At 56.4% G+C, this 22739-nt stretch carries 15 protein-coding genes and 2 pseudogenes; 6 read left to right on the top strand and 11 right to left on the bottom strand.

Translation table 11 applies throughout. The annotated features are described in order from the left end of the window. Positions 1 to 409 precede the first annotated feature (409 nt). Both LB462_RS31775 and LB462_RS31520 read right to left on the bottom strand, forming a co-directional pair. A pseudogene (locus LB462_RS31775) lies at positions 410 to 685 on the bottom strand (FAD-dependent oxidoreductase); the annotation flags it as partial. A gap of 31 nt (positions 686 to 716) precedes the next feature. Then, positions 717 to 938 carry a hypothetical protein gene (locus LB462_RS31520; protein ID WP_370637179.1) on the bottom strand — a complete coding sequence of 74 codons (222 nt, stop codon included), beginning with the start codon at positions 936 to 938 and terminating at the stop codon, positions 717 to 719. A gap of 1196 nt (positions 939 to 2134) precedes the next feature. Here LB462_RS31520 and LB462_RS14660 point away from each other — a divergent pair. From LB462_RS14660 to LB462_RS14645, 4 genes are all read left to right on the top strand, one after another. Beyond that, a complete protein-coding gene (locus LB462_RS14660) occupies positions 2135 to 2638 on the top strand; it encodes a UPF0262 family protein (RefSeq protein WP_224509062.1) in 504 nt (167 codons plus the stop codon). Positions 2639 to 2693: 55 nt separating this feature from the next. Beyond that, a complete protein-coding gene (locus LB462_RS14655) occupies positions 2694 to 3662 on the top strand; it encodes a helix-turn-helix transcriptional regulator (protein ID WP_224509061.1) in 969 nt (322 codons plus the stop codon). A 335-nt stretch (positions 3663 to 3997) separates the two neighbouring features. Beyond that, positions 3998 to 4669, top strand: a complete 672-nt coding sequence (locus tag LB462_RS31770; protein WP_224509059.1) for an autoinducer binding domain-containing protein — start codon at positions 3998 to 4000, stop codon at positions 4667 to 4669. Positions 4670 to 4694: 25 nt separating this feature from the next. Continuing rightward, positions 4695 to 6335 carry an MFS transporter gene (locus LB462_RS14645; RefSeq protein WP_224509058.1) on the top strand — a complete coding sequence of 547 codons (1641 nt, stop codon included), beginning with the start codon at positions 4695 to 4697 and terminating at the stop codon, positions 6333 to 6335. Between the two features lie 687 nt (positions 6336 to 7022). On the opposite strand, the gene LB462_RS14640 is transcribed toward LB462_RS14645, so the two are convergent. From LB462_RS14640 to LB462_RS14625, 4 genes are all read right to left on the bottom strand, one after another. Beyond that, positions 7023 to 7214 (bottom strand): hypothetical protein, encoded by a 192-nt coding sequence (locus LB462_RS14640; protein ID WP_224509056.1) that lies wholly within the window; start codon positions 7212 to 7214, stop codon positions 7023 to 7025. Positions 7215 to 7616: 402 nt separating this feature from the next. Then, a complete protein-coding gene (locus tag LB462_RS14635; protein ID WP_224509310.1) occupies positions 7617 to 9248 on the bottom strand; it encodes an electron transfer flavoprotein-ubiquinone oxidoreductase in 1632 nt (543 codons plus the stop codon). 124 nt (positions 9249 to 9372) lie between these two features. Beyond that, positions 9373 to 10782 (bottom strand): aldehyde dehydrogenase family protein, encoded by a 1410-nt coding sequence (locus tag LB462_RS14630; RefSeq protein WP_224509054.1) that lies wholly within the window; start codon positions 10780 to 10782, stop codon positions 9373 to 9375. A 175-nt stretch (positions 10783 to 10957) separates the two neighbouring features. After that, on the bottom strand, positions 10958 to 12361 hold the full coding sequence (locus tag LB462_RS14625) for an aspartate aminotransferase family protein (protein ID WP_224509052.1): 1404 nt from the start codon (positions 12359 to 12361) through the stop codon (positions 10958 to 10960). A 525-nt stretch (positions 12362 to 12886) separates the two neighbouring features. Here LB462_RS14625 and LB462_RS14620 point away from each other — a divergent pair. Then, positions 12887 to 13210, top strand: a pseudogene (locus LB462_RS14620) (transposase); the annotation flags it as partial. Positions 13211 to 13415: 205 nt separating this feature from the next. Here LB462_RS14620 and LB462_RS14615 read toward each other — a convergent pair. After that, positions 13416 to 14585 carry a M24 family metallopeptidase gene (locus LB462_RS14615; protein WP_224509051.1) on the bottom strand — a complete coding sequence of 390 codons (1170 nt, stop codon included), beginning with the start codon at positions 14583 to 14585 and terminating at the stop codon, positions 13416 to 13418. Between the two features lie 119 nt (positions 14586 to 14704). Here LB462_RS14615 and LB462_RS14610 point away from each other — a divergent pair, with 119 nt between their 5' ends. Beyond that, positions 14705 to 14851 (top strand): hypothetical protein, encoded by a 147-nt coding sequence (locus tag LB462_RS14610; protein ID WP_224509048.1) that lies wholly within the window; start codon positions 14705 to 14707, stop codon positions 14849 to 14851. Positions 14852 to 15170: 319 nt separating this feature from the next. Here the strand turns inward: LB462_RS14610 and LB462_RS14605 are convergent, their stop codons facing one another. The 4 genes from LB462_RS14605 to LB462_RS14590 form a co-directional block, all read right to left on the bottom strand. Further along, entirely contained in the window at positions 15171 to 16604 is a 1434-nt protein-coding gene (locus tag LB462_RS14605; protein WP_224509046.1) for an aldehyde dehydrogenase family protein, read from the bottom strand. Positions 16605 to 17722: 1118 nt separating this feature from the next. Further along, entirely contained in the window at positions 17723 to 19267 is a 1545-nt protein-coding gene (locus LB462_RS14600) for an acetolactate synthase large subunit (RefSeq protein WP_224509044.1), read from the bottom strand. 564 nt (positions 19268 to 19831) lie between these two features. Beyond that, the gene (locus LB462_RS14595) at positions 19832 to 21019 is read right to left on the bottom strand and encodes a pyridoxal-phosphate-dependent aminotransferase family protein (RefSeq protein ID WP_224509305.1); all 1188 of its coding nucleotides are present in this window, start codon (positions 21017 to 21019) and stop codon (positions 19832 to 19834) included. A 271-nt stretch (positions 21020 to 21290) separates the two neighbouring features. Then, positions 21291 to 22430, bottom strand: coding sequence for an ABC transporter substrate-binding protein (locus tag LB462_RS14590; RefSeq protein WP_224509042.1), 1140 nt, complete (start codon positions 22428 to 22430; stop codon positions 21291 to 21293). Between the last annotated feature and the right edge of the window lie 309 nt (positions 22431 to 22739).

Here is a 22739-nt window from a genome sequence, read left to right as displayed (position 1 = left end):
TGGGTGACGATAATGAGCAGTATTCAACTCCGCTTGGGCTACAGTACAAGCCGGTTTGGGTGGTGAAGAACTGACGCAATGACGAAGTTCCAGTGTTGCGGATTGGCAACAATTTTCCACGAGCTTCGGGAGAAACGGTTAGTCAGGGGTCTCACAGCGCGAACAAAGGGTCTTGTCTGTCGCCGGCGGCCGATAATTTGCTTTTTAATTCTCGCGACATTGTTCGGCATTGGAAGAGGTGGGGGATCGCCCGAAAATTGATACAGTTTTAAGACGGGTGAATCGGAGATGACTATGGATGAGGAAATAATGGCTGGTCGGAGCGCCTTGCGGAATTGAAGCAAACCGATGATCACGCGAGTCGACAACTACTACACGCTACGCGGGCATGCTGTCTGCACTTGGCAGACTATCGATCCGGTGCCGCTCCACAACCGCACCGATTCAAAATCCGCTGATGGGCTGTAGCTTCGAGCAAGCGGGAAAAGCAAAAATTCGTGGCGTCAACGACCGGTGGTCGGCCAGTAACGATGTTTGCCATCAGCCGTCCCGTGGCCAGCCCGATACCGAAGCCGTGGCCGAATAACCCGGTTGCGATATGAAAACCAGGAACGGCACCGATGGCGGAGATGGCCGGCACGGTGTCAGGCGTTACGTCGATATAGCCTGCCCAGCGCTGAGCGATTTCGGCTTTGTTGAAGACGGGGCAAGACTCCCTAAACCTTGTTGGACATGTCGAGCGACGGCTTAGGATCGAGGACGCGGTTGTATTCGAACGAACCCGCCTCATCCAGCGTCCAGCGCGTCGGGATCCGGATCTCGTCTAAAAACCGCCTACCCAAACGAAACGTCAGCGATCCCCATTCTATGCGCAGCGCCGGCAGGAACTTGGGTAGCGTATCTGAATGTTTTCGAAACGATGTCCACGATGTTTTCATGATCCGAGGCAATCCTTGCGCTTGCGAATGGCAAAGTCCTTGGACCGCAGATTCCGGCCCACCCCCGGGCGGCTTCGTGCGCAGAACCGTGTTCATGACCTTGAACTGCGGCAGATCGATGCCATTATTGCCACAAGAGGTTCGACCAGGCACCTCCGGCTAGAACGACTGCGTCACAGCTTATCCGGCCACGCTCCGTTGCGGCCCCGGACACCTTGCGCGCAGTTGTCTCGATACCGCGCGCGGCGCGTTGGGCCAAAAATCGCAGCACCTTTTTCTCCCGCCGCCTCGGCGATAGCGGGAGCGGCGGCCTTCTTCGGTTCGGCACGACCATCGGCGAGCGTGTGCGAGACGTCAGGTTTGGTCTCAGCTGCAAGATTGGTCAGATCAACCTTTGCGTAGATGGCAGAGCTATTGAAGCTTCAACGCCACAAAACGTCCGAGAGCGGGTGAAGATGGCATTAGCATTCGCAGCTCATTCTGCGATCGCAGTGCCATTGGCACAAAGGTGGGTTGGAAAACATCAGTTGCGCACCCCTGTTTATTCAAGTTGTACCAACCTTGCCGCCAGCCGCGAAAGGGCCTGGCTACTGAAGTCCGGTCTTATATTGCGATCACCAGATCGAATGCCTTTCATACGAACACTTGCGTTGGGTCTCCAAACCTGCCCGCCGGCTTGCGGTTTCGCCCTCTATGAGCAACTTGTAGTCTTGCCCTCGACATCGACGGCTTTAGACAGGCGCAGAATTTCCACAACAAGATGGAAAAAAATGCAGCAATACGTAGCTACATCTCTCAATTCAGCAGCCTGTCTGCATACCGAGTCGTTAGTCTTGGTTCATCAACAACCCGCAGAGGTGTAAGTCGGATTGCTGGGCTTTTATGGGTCTCGCTGACGGTCGTCTACTCGGTTTGCGCGAAGAAGATTATGAGCGGCAAACATTGTTTCGTGTTTTTTCAGCCTCCCAAGGCACTAGGCTGCCGGCAAAAGAAATTCGCCGGCAGCCACTTTCTGTTTGCAGTATCTGGATAGGCCAGAATGGAATCTGCGTGACATAACTGCCCCTGCCGCAAGTGCGAAAAGATAAACCATTTGATATGTTATATCATTATAATTCATAACGAGGCCCCACCGACAATACAGCGTCGCTATCCAAGCGGCCTAAGCTCGGAAGCTCGTGATTGGAGTAGAAGCGATGCCTTCATCTCATTTCCGCCTTTGCCATGTGTCTGTTGACAACTCTTTGAGCAGCCACAACGCGCATATTGAGCGCGAACGCGCAATCGCTATCTATGAGTTGCTCGAAAAGAACACCTTTGTTCCAGTCGGCCATGGTGGCGGCCCCTATCGTCTCAAGCTTTCGTTGGCGGAGGGGCGCCTGGCGTTTCATATAGCCACCGAGGCGGGAGCCGCCATCGTCTGCCATTATTTGTCACTCGCTCCCTTCCGAAGGCTGCTTAAGGACTACATGCTCACCTGCGAGAGCTTCTACGATGCCTTGCCGAACGCAAATTCAGCCAGGTTCGAAACGATCGATATGGGCCGCCGCGCCCTCCACAACGACGCCGCGGAACTGCTGCTCAAGCTGCTCGCACCCAAGGTCGCCGTCGACAACAACACTGCCCGGCGCCTGTTCACCCTGCTTTACGTACTGCTTATGCGAAGACCAACAGCGCTTTTCGCCTTCCAGGAAGCCTAATGGATGAGCAAGCTCGAAACGGTCATTTTCATTGATCGCGGCCAGGGGGGCATTGATGACCGCTGAAAAATTTGATTTCCGGAGAGTGCATTTTTTTTCGCCCGCTCAATCCGACCGTCCATGGATAGACCGGTATTGTGAGGAACATCGCCGTCAACTCTACGACCTAGATATCGTTCCGCACGCCGATGCGCCATTCCGCTTTGAGAGCATCATCCGCGCCTTGCCTAACGTTGCGATCGCCCACAGCACCTGTTCGCCCATGCGCACGGCGCATGCTGCCAAGGATGGCGATCTTTGCATGCTGATACCCCTCGAGGGTATCCTTTCACTGCAGGCGGACAACACAGAGTATGAACTTGCTGCCGGCATGGGTGCGATCGGAGAGTATGGCACCACGGCAACGATTAATGCCCCGGCTGGCATGCGGCTCTTGGGTCTACGCCTGAGTCGTCAATTGCTGCTGCCGCTCATTCAGCGCCATTCGGATTTACAAGGGATCGCCGTCGTACGTGACAGACAAGCGATGTGTCTGTTGCGTGGCTATATCGCAGCTCTCGATATAGAAGAAGCGATCGCAACGCCGGAGGCGCGCCAGGTGCTTGCCGTGCATATTCATGATCTCGTCGCGCTTGCCTGCGGCGAATCGCTTGATGCGCACGACCTCATAGAAAGACGCGGCAAACGCGCGGCACGATTCGCAGCGGTCAAAGCCGACATTGTCATCAACATCACCAATCGCGGCCTTAGCATCGAAGGCTTGGCGGCCCGCCACGGAATTACGCCTCGTTACATTGGTGCTTTGTTCGCAAGTGCCGGTATAACCTTCACTAGTTTTGTCCTCGAGCAGCGCCTGGCTTACGCTCACCGCCTTGTGGCGGACGCGCGTTTTCTCCATCGGAATATCAGCAGTATCGCCTTTGAATCCGGGTTCGGGGACCTGTCATACTTCAATCACGCCTTTCGCCGGCGCTACGGCGCCACACCGTCTGATGTGCGCAGAATGCCACTGAATGAAAGTTGACTGGGCGGAATCGTCGTCGAGAACAACCCCACTGCAGGTTAAGGGATCGGAAGAGGAAATGAAGGTAACGAAATATGTAAGATCACTAAGCCTCCCCAATATTGCGGCGAGAAAAGTGACCTACAACCCTGGTCCATCTAATTCCCTCCACCCAGTTCGCGCAGATCATCGATTCGATGCTGCGACGTGTCCTTGGGATCACGACATCGGACCGTCTTTTCGGTGTTCCAATCTTAAACTATCGGCTCGCGTTGAAGGTCGCCTCTCTAAAGAACGTCCGATCTGAGGGGCGGCGGCTCAAGAAAGTGCCCATGCGTTAAGTTACGGATAATTCCATGCATCACAATGATAAGTCGGCAATTTTCAAATCGACATTTGCAGCAATCCAGGCGGCCTCCACAGTCGTCGAGGCAATTGAGGTCTTTCGAACCAATTATGGCATTGACTTCATAATTTACCCTCTCTGTCAGACGCCTGGCGATGCTGTAGACACACCATTCGTCAGAACCACCTACCCCGATAGACTTCAGGAAGGCCTTAACCGAATGTTGCCTTTTCATTGGCGAGAAGTTGAAGTGTCCGAGGCGGCATATGAGTTTTGCGCCGACGTGAACCGACATGGTCTGGGCGATAACTTCTACTCCCTCCCGATTAACGCAAAATCTCGACGCGCGCTCCTTTCGCTCAATTCAAGCAAACGGGACCGCGAATGGAGCACGATCGTGTCCAGCCTGAGAAGCGAGTGGACCGAGCTTGCCTTTTTCATTCATGAAAAGGCGACGTTCGAGCTTCACGGCGGTCGCGGCGCAATACAGCTTCTCGGCGGCCGCGAAGTCGAGTGCCCTCCTTGGAGCGTCCTTGGCAAAGCCATTAAGGATATCGGTATTGTTCTTGAACTTTCAGATCATACGGTCCGCTCGTATCTGAAGTCGGCCGGTTCAAGCTCAGCCGCAATAGCGCAAGCGGCGCATCTGCGACTTATTCCCTATGGCAGCACCGCGGGCTGACGAAACGAAGAAACGAGTAAACCAGATGCCCAACGCGGCCACAGAAGATATGGCGCTTTTTGCCCCCCTGAAGAATCCTACCTTCCGTTCCATTTTCTTCGCGTCGCAGCTATCGAGCCTAGGGTGGTTAATGCAGACCGTGGCGCTCAGCTGGCTGATGGTCACGATCTCCACGTCGGACACGATGGTTGCCCTGGTTCAGGCAGCGTCGACCTTGCCCGCGTTCTTTCTGGCGATCTTCGTTGGGGCAATTGCCGATAACTACAACCGGCGCATGGTCATGATTATTGGTCGAAGCCTCATGATGGCGGCCTCCGCGATACTGACGATCCTCATGGCGCTTGGCATCACTAATCCGTGGTTAATCCTCGCTTTCAGCTTTTTGGATGGTTGCGGTATCGCCCTCAGCGACCCATCCTGGCGTGCGTCCCTTGGCGATATGCTGGAGCGTCGCCATCTCCCGGCCGCGGTCACACTTCTCAATGTCGGATTCAACACGGTCCGCAGTATCGGCCCAGCCCTTGGTGGTATTATCGTCGCCGCTTTCGGGCCTCTGGTTACATTCGCGCTCACGACCTTTGGATTTGTGGCCCCTCTCACTGCTTTATGGCGAAATAATTGGAAGGTGCAACAATCAACCCTTCCCCGCGAAGCGCTGATGACAGCCATCTATGACGGCCTACGCTTCACGGCCATATCCTCGGAGATCAAATCGACGATCATGCGCGGGACTTTGTTCGGGCTCGCGAGCGCCTCCATTTTGGCGCTTCTCCCCCTCGTTGCGCGTGACGAGTTGAAGGTCGGTCCGGTCGGCTACGGCATCTTGATGGCGGGCTTCGGCGCCGGCGCACTTTTGGCGGGGCTCGCCAATCCGCACCTCCGGCGAACCTTCAGCCAGGAACGCATGCTCGTCATTGCAAGCGTTGGATGTGCTGCATGTGCGTTCTCACTTGCCCTTGCCTCTTCCCTTGCCGTCGCGGCACTCTCACTCTCTATTGGTGGCGCCGGCTGGGTCACCGCTTGGTCGGGACTGGGCGTCAATGTGCAGCTTGCAAGCCCGCGGTGGGTGGTTGGTCGGACCATCTCTGTCTATAACGCCTTTACGTATGGCGGTATCGCTGGCGGCAGCTGGCTATGGGGCGTGGTAGCGGAAAACTATTCGCTGACGGTAGCATTGGCGGGCTCCGCGGGAGCGACGCTTCTGGTTGCCGCGCTGGGCCTGAAACTACCGATCAGCAATCGGTCTGACTCGGAACTTGAGCCCTCAGGCAGCTTTAGCGCACCCGATGTTTCCCTCGATCTGAAGCCGAGAAGCGGACCTATCCTCGTTACGACAGAATATTCGATACCGGAGGAAAATGCCGATGTCTTTCTCGACATTATGCGAGACCGCCGCCTCATTCAAACGCGGGTTGGCGCCCGGCAATGGACACTCACACGCGATGTTCAGGCGCCGTCACGGTGGCTGGAAATCTACCGCACCCCGACATGGACGGACTACCAACGCCTTCATCATCGCCTGACTGCAGCTGATAAGCAGCTGGACCAGGAGCTCGAGAAACTGAGCAATCAAAGAACGCCCCCGCGAAAGTTGATCTTGGTCGAGCGCCCGGCTGGAACTGCCCGCAGGTCTTCTACACCGGTGCCGTATGTTTCGCAGAAGTAGGGCGCAGGAGCTGTGCGGTTTTCTTCCGCTGAGAGCGGACATACATTCGCTGAAATTGGCTTTTTCCCCGAGGATCAGCGCCACCGAAATTGATGTTGCGTTGCCCCGAAAAAGAGAGGGCGCGAAGTGTAAGCCTTGGCGAAGCTTCGCAGGTCTAAAGTGCGCTGCAAGATGCCTGCAACGCTCGCGTATCGGAGTTCGCAAACTGCCGCCGTTTTTCGCGCGAAGAGGCATGCAAACAACGCTGCGGTCTCCTGCCATGTAGCCACAATTATTCATTTCGCAAGTCCTGTACGCGCCGCGATGCCAAATGAAAATGTCGCAGGCGTGGCGGGGTCGATTGTGCCGCCTGCGTCGTTGATCGAAGCTGGCGCGAGCTGGCGGCTGTGGCGGTACGGTTAGGTATTGCCGTGCCGTCGGCAGTTAAGTGGTCGCATCGTATCGTTTCGCGCCGGGCACGATGGGCGGCCATCGCAAGCGTGTCCGGGCGCCGTGCCGGGTGCTCATCGTGGAACGATCGACGAGAAACCACATCTATCATTGCACAGATTAAAGGGAGTTCCCCGCACGGGGGCAAGGAACACGCAATACCTGTGGCAATTCCTGCGGCGCGAGGATCTGTGGTCTAAAAACCTGTTCGCCCTTGAGTCAGGGCGGGCCCGCCCTTCACTCGATCGTTGTTTCGGTTTAGGCGAGCCAGCCCGCTAGCTGACGGTCGTTTTTGAAGCAGATTTTATAGCCGACGGCGGCGATCAAGGCGGTTGGAGTCACGGGACCCTTACCCTCGATCATTCTAAGCCGCAGGCACTGCTCGCTGGTGAGGCGGATCTCGCGTGTCCGCCGGTCATAGATCGCAGAGTGATCGTCGAGTTCGGCCATTTATTCCTGCAATGCCTCATGAGTAACCGGACTATTCGGTGAAACCCTCAGGTGATTCCCGATGACGTCGGCAACTGTCCGTCGACGGGAATGCAAGAGGTTTCGGCAACGAAGTTCAACCGTGCGATCAAGTGAAATCGTGTGTCATAAGTTGTGGGCTTTTGCACGCCGCGGACCTTTAGGGAGATGCGTGGATCAGGTCCAAATCGGCCTGGTCCGTTCAAGGCTCCCGACGCTGTCGGAAGATCGCGTCTCAAGCTACTGCCACCGCCACATCGAGATAATTCTTCTTCTTCGTCATCAACATTGATGCCACCATCAGAATTCGAAGGTTTAGCTCGTGCCAGCTATGATCGCCTCAGCGTATTATCCGCATTTGAACGGTTTGCTTGCCCGATCCACTCACATATTCTGATAGACCGGTCCTTCGCCGCCCTGTGGTGGCACCCAGTTAATGTTCTGATTGGGGTCCTTGATATCGCATGTCTTGCAGTGGACGCAGTTCTGCGCGTTGATCACGAACTTCGGCCCGGTTGCCTCCTCGACCCACTCATAGACACCGGCCGGGCAGTAACGTGCCGACGGTCCCGCGTAGATTTCGAGTTCAGAGCTTTTCTGCAGGTCCATATCTTTGACAATCAGGTGAACCGGCTCGTTTTCCTCATGATTGGTGTTCGACAGAAATACCGAGGACAGGCGGTCGAAGGTCAGGACACCATCGGGCTTTGGATAGGCGATTGGAGCGTATTTGCTCGCAGGTTCGAGTGAGGCCGCATCGGACTTGCCATGTTTCCACGTGCCGAAGGGCGACCAGCCGCCAAAGACCGTGTTGAGCCACATATCGAGGCCGCCAAGCATGACCCCACCGATTGTGCCTAGCTTCGACCACATAGGCTTGACGTTACGCACACGCTTCAAATCCTTGCCGATCTCACTTGAGCGCCAGGCATTCTCGTAGGCAATGAGCTCGTCATTGGCACGCCCGGCGGCGATCGCTTCCGCCACATGTTCGGCGGCCAGCATGCCGGAGAGCATGGCATTGTGCGAACCCTTGATACGCGGCACATTGACGAAGCCGGCCGAGCAGCCGAGCAGCGCGCCTCCGGGGAAGGACAGCTTCGGTACCGACTGCCAACCGCCTTCAGTGATCGCGCGCGCACCATAGCCGAGGCGCTTGCCGCCCTCGAAGGCGCCACGAATGGACGGATGGGTCTTGAAGCGCTGGAACTCCTCGAATGGCGCAAGGTAAGGATTCTTGTAGTTGAGGTGCATGACGAAGCCGACAGCGACCGTGTTGTCCTCGAGGTGGTAGAGGAATGACCCTCCGCCCGTCTTCATGTCCAGCGGCCAGCCGAACGAATGCTGCACGAGGCCCAGCTTGTGCTTTGCCGGATCGATCTGCCACAATTCCTTCAATCCGATACCGAATTTCGCCGGCTCCTTACCTTCATCGAGCTTGAATTTGTCGATCAATTGCTTGGCGAGCGAACCACGCGCGCCTTCCGCGATCAGGATATACTTTCCAAGCAGCGCCATGCCCCGCGTGTAGGCTGATCCGGGACTGCCATCCTTCTCGATACCCATGTCACCGGTGGCAACGCCGATAACAGCGCCGTTGTCGTCGTAAAGCACTTCGGAGCCGGCAAAGCCCGGGTAGATTTCTACGCCCAGCTCTTCTGCCTTGGTGCCGAGCCAGCGGCAGACATTGCCGAGCGAGACGATGAAATTGCCATGATTGTTCATCAAGGGCGGCATGGCGAAATTCGGGAGACGCACCGAGCCGGAATGTCCGAGAACCAGAAAATGATCGGCCGTAACTGGCGTCTTGAAGGGATGTCCTTCCTCGTCGCGCCAGCCGGGCAGGAGCTTGTCGACGCCGATCGGGTCGACCACGGCGCCCGAAAGGATGTGCGCACCGACTTCGCCGCCCTTTTCCAGGACCACAACCGAACATTCCGGATTGATCTGCTTGAGCTTGATCGCAGCAGATAGACCAGCCGGCCCTCCTCCAACTATGACGACATCAAACTCCATGCTCTCGCGCTCTGGAAGTTCTGGTGTCTCGCTCTCTTTTTGATACACTTGGTGTCTCTTCTTCTAGCGTGGCGTGCGGTTCCTGCAGAGTCGCGTAAAGTAGCGCCAGGTGCAGTCATGATTTTTACCCGCGATTAATGCAAACCACCTTGGGTTGAGTCATCTCCTCATAGGCGAAACGGACCCCTTCCCTTCCCATGCTGCCGTATTTGAAGCCTCCGAAGGGCATGGCATCAAACCGGTAATCAGAGGAATCGTTGATCATCACGCCGCCGGCATCGATCTTGCCTGCCGCCTCAAGCGCATAAGCCAGATTGTTAGTAAAAATGCCCGCATGTAGGCTGTATTCGGGATCATTGGCCATCACGATCGCCTCGTCGAGCGTATCGAACGGGGCGAGCATGACCACAGGTGCAAACGCCTCCTCGTGCCAGAGACGGCAGGTGGGTGGCGTTCCCTCGAGCACCGTCGGATGATACAGAGATCCTTCACGACGATGTCCGCACAATATCCTTGCACCAGCCACGATGGCTTCATTGACCGCCGCTTCGGTTCCCTCCGCCGCCTGTTTCGAGATCATTGGACCGACGTGGGTATCTTCGCGAGACGGATCCCCGGCCTTCAGCTTCTTGGTCGCGTCGACAAAGGCATCGCGAAAACGATCGTAGAGCTCGGCTTGCACTAGGATGCGCTGGGCGCCTATGCAATTCTGGCCAGCAGCCCAATAGGCGCCAGAAACGCAACCATCTACCGCTTTGTCAAAATCGCAGTCGTTCATTACGATGACTGGAGCGTTGCCGCCGAGCTCCATTGCGAGCTTCTTGAGCCCGGCTGACCGGCTGATTGCCTCTCCCGTCGCAAATCCGCCGGTGAAAGACACCATCCGAACGTCGCTTGCAGACACCAGAGCCGTGACTAGCTCCCTTCCACCATGCACGATCGTAATAATCTCCGGAGGTAGGCCGGCCTCCAGAAATACATCCACAAGATTGATCGCCGAAAAGGGTGTCAGCTTCGAAGGCTTCAGCAACACAGCATTGCCACCAGCAATCGCGGGGCCGAGCTTGTGGGCCACAAGGTTCAGGGGATCGTTGTAAGGTGTGATTGCGGTGATAATGCCAAGCGGTTCGCGCGTGAACCAACCCTGACGCATTTCCGATCCCGCAAAGGAATCGAAGGGCACGACCTCACCAGCGTTGCGCTTTGATTCCTCTGCCGACAGCTTCAGCGTGTTGATGCAGCGAAGCACCTCCTTTCGGGCCTGCACTATTGTCTTCCCCGCTTCGAACACGATCATCCTTGCAAATGCATCGTGGCGGCTTTCGATAATCTGAGCTGCCGTTTCGAGTATACTTGAACGACGGTGTCTTGGAAGATTGCGCGATAGCACGGCGCCGCGACGGCCGCGTGCGATAAGTTCGTTGATCTGGGCTGCGTCGGTCACATCGACTGAGCCAACGAGAGACCCGTCATATGGACTAAACACGGACATGGCGTCCGGCCCCTTGTCGACGTGGAGTTTGGCAGCGGTCATTCAGAAGCTTCCTCTTAGTTCGTTTCTGCGCCGTCAGGTGTGCAGCGGCTACGTGTTGTTCAAGAAAGGCGCCCCTCTTAGGCGCGCCTCCTTCCTTCGGTTCGGCCCCGCTTGTCGTTATGGAAAGCAAAGAGAACATTTGGGTGCGGCCGGGGTCCAGTTGACCGCTGAGCACTCAGGCTTTATGGCCATCGCGCACAAGTTCATCGATGACGGAGCGAACCGCACTTTCGGCGATGGATACAATTTCATCAACTTCGGCCTTCGTCGTGACAAGCGGGGGAGCAAAGCCGAGAATGTCGCCATGCGGCATTGCCCGGGCAATCAGTCCACGATCGCGCGCAGCCTTCGAGACACGGGCTCCTACCTTGAGCGACGGATCGAAACGCTTCTTGCTATCGCGGTCACCAACGAACTCGATTGCACCCATCAGCCCGACGCCGCGCACCTCGCCAACGATTGGCAGTTGCGCGAACTTCTCCTTAAGTTGCGTCTGGAAATAGGCACCGACCTCGCGGGCATTTCCCGGCAAGTTCTCCTTCTCGACGATATCGAGGACGGCATTTGCCGCGGCGGCGCCAATCGGATGGCCGGAATAGGTGTAGCCGTGGGAAAATGCTCCGACCCGGTCAGCACCTTCCGCCATAACCTCAAAGACCTTCTGGCCGATGATGGCGGCCGACAGCGGGAAGTATGCCGAGGTAAGGCCTTTCGCGACCGTGATCAGATCCGGTTCGATACCGTAACGCTCAGATCCGAACATCGAGCCTGTGCGGCCGAAGCCGGTGATCACTTCGTCGGCGATCAGCAGAACGTCATGCTTCCTGAGCACCGCCTGGATCGCTTCCCAATAGCCTTCCGGCGGAGGGGTGATGCCGCCCGTGCCAAGAACCGGCTCGGCAATGAAAGCGCCGACATTGTCCGGACCAAGGCGCTCGATCAACTGCTCAAGTTCAGTCGCGCGGCGTGATGAAAATTCATGTTCAGTTTCACCTGGATTAGCGCCCCAGTAATGATGGGGAACGCCGGTATGAACAATCTGCGATAACGGCAGGTCCATATGGTCGTGATAGAAGCTCATCCCCGTCATGGAGCCTGAGACGACGCTGCAGCCGTGGTAGCCACGCTCGCGCGAGATGATCTTCTTCTTGTTCGGCTTGCCTCGCAAATTGTTGTAGTACCAGACGAGCTTGGCCTGGGTCTCATTGGCGTCCGAACCGGACATGCCGTAGAAGACCTTGCTCATCTTGCCTGGCGCCATTTTCACGAGGCGATCAGAAAGGATGGCGAGCTCATCCGTCGTATGAGCGGCGTACGAGTGGTAGTAGGCCAGACGGTGAGCCTGGCGCGAGATCGCATCGGCGACTTCAGTGCGGCCATAACCAACATTCACGCAATAAAGGCCGGCGAAGCCGTCGATCAGCTGATTGCCGTGGGCATCCTGAATGCGGATCCCCTTCCCTGTCTCAACGATCGTCGGCTCACCAAGTTTGCCGCTTGCGAAATCCTTCAGTTGCGTGAACGGATGCAGGACAGATGCTCTGTCCTTTTCGCTAATCTCTTCAATCTTGATAGTCATCAACGTCACCTCTTAAGCGGCATATTCCTAAACGGACATGTTTAGGCTCCATAATATTCGGACAAAGTTGCTTGCCCCCTTCGCCAGGATGGCTTCCACCCGTCGAAGGAAATCGGTACCAAGTGGGCTCATGACGCGCCCGACCAAAGGGTTATCCGGCCACTCGCGACACTGCGCAACTCGGCGGCTTGGTCTCTTTAAGTGCGGATGGGGCACCACCTTCATGTGCGGCTCGCGTCTCCTTAGTCAAGGGATAGACTAGGACCGACGAGCGATCCGTTTTGAGCTGAATACGCACCCGATAGGCTTTTATCCTTCAATCATTCGCGTTTTGCGCAGGACTTCCTCAAAGACGATTTTGTAGATTTTCAGATCAAATTCCCGTGCAAAAGCCATTTCAAGCTGAATTGGATAGCTCTGGTTTGAAGGCACCAAGATAATTTCACAAAAGGCCAGTCTGCGCGTAACGCGGCAGAGTTGGACACGGTTTGGCTGACCTGTGAACTGGCTTGCGGGCGCGCTCTTGACCCCACACGCGGTTTTGTCGAGGCTAATCTGGTTTCTCATTCCGGCCCATACGCGAAAGGCGCCTTCTCGCAAACCTTGGTGGTGACCGATATTGCCAGGGGTTAGACGGAATGCGCGGCCGCTCCTGGTCCGCGAGCAAACGGTGTTGATTGCGGCGCTGACTGAGCTGCGCAAGTTGCTGCCATTTCCGCTCCTCGGGTTTGACACGGACAACGACTTCATAGCGTTCAAGAATATTGTTTGGACAATAAGATTGAATTTATCCGTTGTCGGCCATATCGCAAGAATCATCAGGCCTTCGTTGAACAGAAGAACGGGGCGAGATCGTCGGATACCGTCCAGGATTATGCGGCGACCTACGCCCGGAGAAGCAGTGCAATGCGTTCGTCAAATACGCCATGGAGAATGCGCTGCCCGTATCCGTCGCCGATCTCCGCCTCTGGCGCGCCGCGAGGTCGGCGCCTGCAGCGCCGACCCAAGATAATCGTCAGCTTTTTCGGCACGCAGGCCAGTTTCGTGAAGATCATTAGAGCTCGAAAATCTTACGGGGTACCTTCGTCAGTACCTCGACGCCTGACTCGGCCACCCGAAAAGTCTCACTGAGCACGTAGCCGAAATCCTCGTCGATCCAGTTTCCCAGCATCAGATGGAAGGTCATGTTGGGCCTGAGCACCGTCACGTCCCCTTCCTTGAGGCTAGTCACCGCTTCGTTCCAGTCAATGCCGATGCCATAGCCGCACCTGGAGTCTTTCTGGAAACCATGCCTCTCAAGCGTACGATTGAACGCCTCGGCCACGTCGCTACAAGTTGCTCCTGGCCGAACCTTCTCCAAGGCAGCCTCCAGACCAGCCACCTCGGCTTCATGTAGTCGACTCAGCCGGTCAGAGGGCTTCCCAATTGTAAAGGTGCGCATGAGCCCAGCCGTGTAGGTATGACGCACCCCGCCCAGTTCCAGGTTGATTTGCGAACCTTGCCTGAACGTATCATCGCTCCAATTAATGTGACACGTACCCGTACGTGGTGACGAGCACATATAGATATTAGCAATCCCGGTGCCGTGCTTGCCATTCGCGCCTTGCGCAAGGGTTTTAATGATCTCAGCAATCGCGTCCGACTCGTGCACGCCCGGACGGATGACCTCCGACGCACGGACTATACCTGCGTCGGCAATAGCGGCCGCCTCCCGCATGAGGGCGACTTCATAGTCGGACTTGACGGTTCGAATCCAGGTCACGACATGGGTGCAATCAACGATGCTTGCCTGCGGTATCCGCGTTCGGAACTTCTCTGCTGATCGCGCAGGCAATTGACCCAACTCGAGTCCTATGCCGTCATTGACGAGGTCGGCTTCAAGTAGAAAATCGATGACAGCGTCGTATCCGTCCTTCTCTGTGTTGCCGATCAGCGCTTCCGGATATCCAATAATGCTACTCCGCTCCAGAAAGGTTAGGTGAAAACCTGCCGGCGCATCCTGGCGCCGCAGGATAAGCGTCGGCTCCTCGTTCTTTATCGATACAACGAGTCCCTGTGGAACATAGGCCGACCTCGCGGTGTAGCCAGTAAGATAGTTGATGTTGCGGTCGAAGGTCACCACAAGCGCTTCGACGTTCCGCTGCCGCATTTCTGATTTCACCGCGTCAAGTCTGCGCAGGTACTCTGTCCGCGGAAATACCTGTGGGCCCTTAGGAATAGTCATCGTCTTAGCTCCATTGCTGCTATATTAGCGAAGTAAAAAACCGAGCCTCCTGGTAGGCTCGACTGCTTAAGGTCTCGGGCAGGCTCTCCAGTAAGACCGCACTTAAATTTGAGCAGTCCATGAAAAGGAACGATTTCTATGATATCGGCGCCGAGTCCAGCCAAGGCATCGAGCGAGCAGGCGTAGACCTCCAATACATGGTCGGCCACACCACCGCGCTCAGCTGCCGGCTTGCGGCCCAGACGAAGACCGCACGCCCCGCCTGAGCGTCGGCATCGGATCGGCCGGCAGCGCACCGCGCGCGACAGTCTCTCGGCAGCGATGTCTTGCCCAAGAACGGCTGCAGAAAGTAGAGATGGATCGCAAGCGGAGCGACTGAGGTCGTTCATCTGAGCCCAACTCCTTGGCAGATTTCTGTTTCAGCTCTAAGGCGGTAGGAATCTAGCCGTAAGGCGGGCAGCCATCCCCACCCGTTGCGTATGCTCTCGACCCATGCACCGTCGATTCTGCCTGTCACCATTTCGTCGCCAAATGCCTTCGCCTGCGCAATGAAGTCGCCTTCGGCGCCCTACCGCAAAGATTAGATCAGGTCATGTCGCCCGGCCCGTAATCATGGATCGCCTTTATCTCCAAGTACTCATGGAAGGCGTAGTCGCCGCATTCACGGCCGTTGCCGCTCTTTTTGTAGCCGCCAAATGGGGCATTCGCGTCATAGCCGCCGTTGATCGAAACATAGCCCGCCCGGATCTGGCGGGCAATCTTGCGCGCCATCTCGAGATCTGCGCCGTTCACGAAACCGGCGAGCCCGTACTCCGTGTCATTGCCGATCTTGATCGCTTGGTCGAGACTCTCGTAACCCAAGATCGAGAGCACTGGACCGAAGATTTCCTCACGAGCAATAGTCATATCGTTTGCGACGTTTCCAAAAACGGTCGGCTTGACGTAGTAGCCCTTCTCCAAGCCTTGGGGGCGGCCTGTACCGCCGCAGACCAGCGTCGCACCCTCATAGATCCCCTTTTGAATTAGGCTTTGAATCTTGTTCCACTGGAGCCCTGAGACAACCGGCCCGAGCATGGTGTTGCCATTGGGGTCACCCACCGTGATCTGCTCGGCGGCCTCCCTTGCGACAGCTATCGCCTCGGCCATCCTCTTGTGCGGGACGAGCATACGGGTGGGTGCGCTGCAGGTCTGTCCTGAGTTGCTCATCACATACCGAACGCCGCGCGCCACGCTTTCGACGAATTTATCGTCGTCAAGGATGATGTTGGGGCTCTTGCCCCCGAGTTCTTGGTGGACCCGCTTGACGCTGGGGGCGGAGTTCTTCGCCACCTCAATGCCAGCGCGAGTTGAGCCAGTGAAGGAAATCATGTCTATATCCGGATGGACTGAGAGCGCCACGCCCACGTTGGGACCATCGCCGTGCACCAAGTTGAACACACCTGCCGGCACCCCAGCAGCATGCATGATCTCCGCAAAGATGTGCCCTGAAAATGGCGACACTTCCGACGGTTTCAGCACCATTGTGCATCCGGTTGCGATAGCCGGCGCCACCTTGCAGGCGATCTGGTTGAGCGGCCAATTCCAGGGGGTAATGAAGCCGCAAACACCGATCGGCTCCTTCATGACAATCGTCTGCCCACGGTCTTCCTCAAACTTGAAGTCCTTAAGGATCTCGGCAGCACTTGCGAGAAGTGCCAAGCCAGACGGCACCTGGGCGCTCAAGGCGAAAGACGCAGGCGCGCCCATCTCTTCGGTCACAGCAGTGGCGAGGTCGCCGAACCGCTTCTCGTATTCGGCGACGATCCGCTGCAGGACGTCGATGCGGTCCTCACGGCTGGTCAGCGACCAACTCTCGAACGCCTTCTTCGCAGCCTCAACCGCCTTGTCAACGTCGGCGGCGGAGCCAAGTGAAATGTGGCCGCAAACTTCTTCAGTCGCCGGGTTGATGACATCGAGCGTCTTTACCTCGACTGGGTCGACCCATTGACCGTCGATATAGAATTTCAAGTACTCACGCATGGATATCCTCCTCGCCTTGATTCCTGCCCACCGGCACCGCACTCCGACCGCTGAACGGCCCTTTGAGGGACCGCGCGGCAATCTCGTCGCTGCGTCTTGTCGTTAGGTCTGTGCACATGCGCCTCCCGCAGAGGCACATTCGATAATCTACAGGCGGAGCTGATGGGCATGGCTTGTCTCTCGGCTTCACCCCAGCAGCGCCCCACCCTTTTCTGCCGTATGCGCAGCCGATATCCTGTATTTCTTCAGCAGGAAAGCCACCACCTCCTCGACGAACACGTCTTGAATGCCGACCATCCCGTCCCATGTAGAAACCCCAGCCAGAGCGATCGGTGGCGCCGCTCACCGTTCATCTGTACGACCTAGCGCCATAGCCTCGTTGCCGTTGCCTCAAGTTAGGCCACGGGCGTGTTCCTTCGGGTCATCTCAGATTCCTTTTCTTCAAACCTACACCCCAGTAGAAGCAACTGCAGATATAACCGGCGTTCGACGCACGAGGTCTGCAAAGACGGGCCCGAACCCGCAGGAACACTGCACGATAATGCACATCTATCCGGATTTCGACGCTGCGGCACGGAAGACGCAGTTGGGCGACCGCGTGGAAAGCTGCTCCGCCTCAAAAGTGCCGATGTGCTCCAATTTTCCTGTCCCGCCATGAGTAGCCCACGTTAAATGCGAGCGACAAAGGGCACAATATAGACCGCTTTGCGAACCGGTCTGTCGCTCAAGTGAAAGTTTTAACTGGGAGGCTCCTTCCCGCATGCAGAGCTCGAAGGCAATCGTGCAGGTCCTTGTCGGCTAGAGTGAATCGGTCGTTCAGGCGAAGGTAATCCGTCTAGGTCGGCGTGTGGAAAGTCTCGGTCCAAGACTCTTGAAGGGTTCCCTCAACAGTACAATGGGGGGCCGCCTGGCCGCCAAGCCCATGCGCAGCAACACCCGCTTCAAGCCGCCCGACTCCAGACGCTTTGCCTCGAGCCCTCAAGGTCGTCACTGCCGCCAGGGAGGTTTCGCATCCAGCCAGTCAGGTATCAGTTTGCTGCTCGTCAGTGCTTGGGCAACGGAGGTCCCTGATGCTATTCAGCAATCTATCCTTCAGCTTAGAAAGCTTCATGACAGCACTATATCATCACTTCAACCAAATATGGTCCCGATGTTCTAAGCCCCCGTGCCACCTCGACATTGAACTGTTCCATGGTTGTCACCTTTGCGCCCGGCACGCCCATAGCCCTTGCCAATCCTACGAAATCTATGTCAGGACGACTGAGATCGAGCATATCCAGAGCCTTGCGCCCGACGTTTTGCGCACCAACGTTGGCCAGTTCTTGTCGCAGGCAGGCGTAGGCCTTGTTATTGAAGAGCACCGTCGTGATATTGAGTCCTTCGCGAGCCTGAGTCCATAGTGACTGGATCGAGTACATCGCGCTACCATCTGCCTGAAGGTTGAGTACCGGTCGGGTGGGACACGCGATGGCGGCCCCCGTCGCCATTGGCATTCCAAGCCCGATCGACCCGCCCATATTCTGGAGCCAAGTGTGAGGTTGGGAGTTCCACGTTGCCGCGAAGAAGCCGGCCCCTGTCGAGAGCGCTTCCTCGACGACAATCGCGTTTTCCGGAATCAGCGCACCCAGTGACTGCGATAGCGCCGCATCACAGATAGCTCCCCCGGCCAAGGACGGCGGCGCTAGTTGAGCTGCTTGAGTCGGTACAGAGAGAGCTCCTAACTCGTCCGCGAGCCTCTCGAGCGCATCCAATATGTCGTCTTCAGTGCGCGCAAGCGTCAGCAGTTCAGTGCCCTCTGATGCCAGAAGGCTCGGCTTGTTGGGATAGGCGAAGAAGGCTACTGGCACGCGGGTACCTACGAGAATAATGTGCTCCAGACCCGCAAGAGTGGCGCGGGCCTGGTCGATCGCATAGGGAAGGCGCTCGATAGGCACACGGCCGGCACCGCGATCAAGCCGGCCTACAAAAGTCTGTGCCATGATTTTCGCTCCGGTCTTGGCACCGATGCGCCCCGCCAACTCTAGACCGCGCTCTCGCAACGCCAGCCCCCCAAGCAGCAGCATTGTCGGCTTTCCAGAACTTAGCGCCCGAACAGCGTCGCTGACGCACTTTTGAGAGACTTGCTTTCGTTCTAGTGGCTCCGAAATCAAAGCTGGACCTTCGGCCTCACTCCAAGCTGTGTCGGCCGGAAGAATTAGAGTTGCCACCTGCCCCGGCGGAGTTCCTGCTGCCGCGATTGCCGCCACACCATCGGCCGCAACGCTTTTTGCATTCCCCGAAGTGCGGACCCAGGCAGAGAATGGCTTCGCCGCGCCTGCAATATCGGAAGTAAGCGGTGCATCAAAGTTGCGATGATAGGTTGCGTGATCTCCGACAATGTTAATCATTGGTGAAAACGCCTTGCCGGCATTGTGCATGTTGGCGAGACCGTTGGCCAAACCGGGCCCGAGATGCAAGAGAGTGGCGGCCGGCTTGTCGGCCATGCGGGCATAACCGTCGGCAGCGCCAGTCGCTATTCCTTCGAAAAGAACCAACACACAGCGCATGCCTTCCGTGTGGTCTAGTGCCGCGACGAAGTGCATCTCGGACGTCCCAGGATTTGCAAAGCACGTGTCCACTCCGCCAGCGACCAGTGTTCGAACTAGGCTTTCCGCGCCGTTCATTGATTAGACCCCTTGTTATTGCTCACCACCGTTGAAGTACATCAGCAAGTCGCCAGGGCTTTAGTTATCCGGGATCCTGCGCGCACTTGTGGCCGACGGCTATGGAAAAGTTATTGAGTCAGTCATGATAGTCTAGCTCAGCTGCGCTAGACTCTCATGACGATGCTACCAACCTTCTACGCCGCATTCTTCCAACGTTCGTGCATTGAAAGCGGCAAGTCTGCGCAAGAGCCGGGATGGCGAAGTTTTCCTGCGATCACGTGTGGCTGCTCTTGCAGTCATCTCGAACCGGTGCGCAGTACCGGCACGCATTGAGCCCCTCGGACTCGATAATCAACATCTTTAGACGCCTAGTCTAGTGAGGTCATCATCTTAAGATCTAGGCGCATAGTTGCCTTATGATCGTTGTGGTTGGCTGAGGGCAAAAATTTCTTTACTTCCATACTTAAGGAAGAGGCGCGCGGCAACCCGATTGACACGTACGGTACGTTCTCGTGCAAGCCAACACTCTCCCGGCCCGGATCGAGATTCTAACAAGAACTCCCAGGAGATTGGCGATTGCTTCTAGGAACTGACATTTTCGCTGAGATAAGTAATAGCGGCTTCCGTCCCCCCTTTGCCATGGGGGATTTGCAGAGCTTTGAGAGCAGTCTCAACCACGCCCAGTGTGCCAAGAATCATCGGCGCATTAACGTGGCCCATATGAGCGATCCGGAATGCTTTGCCCTGAAGTTTATTAATGCCGATGCCGAGTATCACGCCGCACTTCTCGCTACTGTAACGCTGCAATTTCGTCGGGTCATATTCATCGCCAACTAACACGGTCGTAACCACATTGGATCGCTCACAGGCATCATCAATGTTGAAGCCGAGCGCCTTACCCTCGCTCCATACCGTCACCGCGCGCCTTACGGCCTCGGCGAGAAGCTGATGCCGACGGAAAACGTTTAACAACCCCTCCGCAAGGAGGAGATCGAATGCTTGCCTCAATGCAAAGAGAAGGTGTATTGGCGGTGTCCCAGCATATCTGCAGTAATGTTCAACACCGTCTCGCTCGGTCCAGTCCCAGTAAGGGGCTCGCATGTTGGACGTCTTATGTACGGCACGCGCGCCTTCGCCGACAGCAACGAAGGCAAGCCCTGGTGGCGTCATCAGACCTTTTTGAGAACCCGACAGCGCTACATCAACGCCCCATTTATCCATCTCGAATGGCATGCAGCCAAGCGAAGCCACGGCATCAACTAGGAACAGCGAGGGATGTTGAGCGGCGCGGATCGCTTGGCCAATCGCCTTGATGTCGTTCACCACACCCGATGCGGTATCAACTTGTACGACGAGAACAGCCTTGATCGCGTGGTTCTTGTCAGCGCGCAAGTGGGCCTCAACTTCGCTGGCGCGAACGGCGCGGGACCAATCCCCTTTCAGTACTTCAACCTCGGCGCCCATGGCGCGTGCGGCATTGCCCCACCCGAGCGCAAAGCTGCCACTCTCTAAAACAAGTACTTTATCGCCGCGCGACAGCACGTTCGACAGTACCGCTTCCCAGGCGCCATGACCGTTGGCGATGTAGATGTAGGATCTGCCCGTGGTCGCGAACAACATCGATAGATCGCGCAAAAGTCCATCAGTAAGGTCAATCATTTCCTTTGAATAAATATCGAGGGCCGGCCGATGCATAGCCCTTAGCACCTCGTCGGGTATCGTTGTAGGTCCTGGGATGGCTAGAAACTCCCGGCCAGAGCGAACGGTCATGGTAAGTACGATCTCCTTAGCTGAATGTCTTCTTTTAATTGAAAAACTCATCAAACCCGCATAAGAGGCGGAACGTGCAGAAATTGTGCGTTTCCCCCTTGTTTTGTGGATTTATATGCGCCGGGGCGTTCTGAGCACCGATCCAAGCTAATGCGTTGCCCGGTATCGTCCTACGTTTCCGCTAACGTCGCTAGAAAGAAATATCTTGAGTAGGTCCTTCGTCGCGGAACGCTGGGGTTCTGGCCCATTAATCTCGGGATAACTACGTTCTTTATCCCGCCCGCCAAGCAAGCCAACGCTCCTGGATGTAATCGGCGTTGGTCTTGCCGTCTCGGCGTTTTGCCACGAGTGAGGTATAGTCCTCGATGATGGTCTTGGAAGCGTTCTCGGGATTTACACTGAGCAGCGACCCTAAATCGGCCGGCAGGCGTTTGAGCTGATTTATGTTCGGTCCAGGATAGCCGGTACCCTGCGTCCACCCGGCGGCAATCTGCGCTCGATTCAAGAAGGCGATCAGCTTCTGCGCGTTCGCTGTATTGGGGCCACCGTTCAAAATCGCTGCGTAGGTGGGGCTCAGGTAGGCACCGTCCCAAGTAAATTTAATCGGCATGTCTCTGCGGACCGCAGCGACCGCACGTCCGTCAAAAATGCTGGTCACTACACATTCTTGGTTGAGCAGAAGTTGAAGAGCTTCTCCTCCGGCCGTCCACCATTTGACAATGTGCGGCTTGATTTCATCGAGCTTGTTGAACGCACGATCGAGTTTTTCATCGGTGAGCGGCCAAATATCCTTAGGTGCTACACCGTCAGCGATGAGCGCAAACAGGATGTTAAACTTGCCAGGGGATGCGGAGAGCCCCCGCGGACCTGGATATTTCTTGATGTCCCAGAAATCCACCCAGTTCTTCGGGCCGCCTTCAGGAAAAGCTCGCTGGTCGTAAGCGAGGACTTGGGCGTCCAGTTCCACTACGACCGCGTCTTTGAGACGCGAGTGCGGGGGTGTCCCGTCGAGGGACTCTTGCTCCCAGAGGCTGTAATCGATCGGCACGAACATTCCGGTTTCGTGCATTTCTGGATAGTGCATTGGCGCCACATAGGCGATGTCCCAATCGATGCGGCCAGCCCGACGCATCGCCTTAACCTGAGGTTCAGCGAAATCGGCTGTCACATCAACGACGTTTATTCCCGTTGCGTTGGTAAAAGGCTCGTAGACAAATCGCCTAACTCCGTCGGTAAAAGCACCGCCCCAACTGAAAGCTACGACCTCGCCAGTGCCCGCAAGCCTCTCCTGCGCCCACGCATAAGTGGCTTTAGTGACCATGGGAACGGTCAATGCCGCTGCTGCTAATTGCAATAACGATCGGCGACTGACCCTCAAGGACGAATGGTTTGGGAAATCCCGCTTGTTCATGACATTACTCCTCCCGCAAAGTTAGTTTGTTCTCAGACTAAAACTCCCGCCAGGAATATAGTCCCCAAGCCGTGCACAAAAACCGCAGGCGCACCCTAATTAAGTTAGAATTACTGCAAGATTCAGACGGTTTGGGCTCGAAAGATTGGCAGGCCCTAATGTCGGTTGTTGCAAGACGCCCTAAGGCCTTTACAACCTTCGACCAGCCTGGGAGCCGGGAAATGATGCGCTCGCTGTCGAGAATTCTGATGCCAGGACTGATCCGCCTTGGCTTCACGGCAAAGAAGCTGTCAAGTTCTCTAGTTTCAA

Origin of the sequence: Phyllobacterium chamaecytisi (assembly GCF_020164455.1) — a bacterium.
Classification (GTDB): domain Bacteria; phylum Pseudomonadota; class Alphaproteobacteria; order Rhizobiales; family Rhizobiaceae; genus Phyllobacterium; species Phyllobacterium chamaecytisi.
Note: the sequence above shows the minus strand (reverse complement) of the source record. Positions and strands in the feature narration are given on the sequence as shown.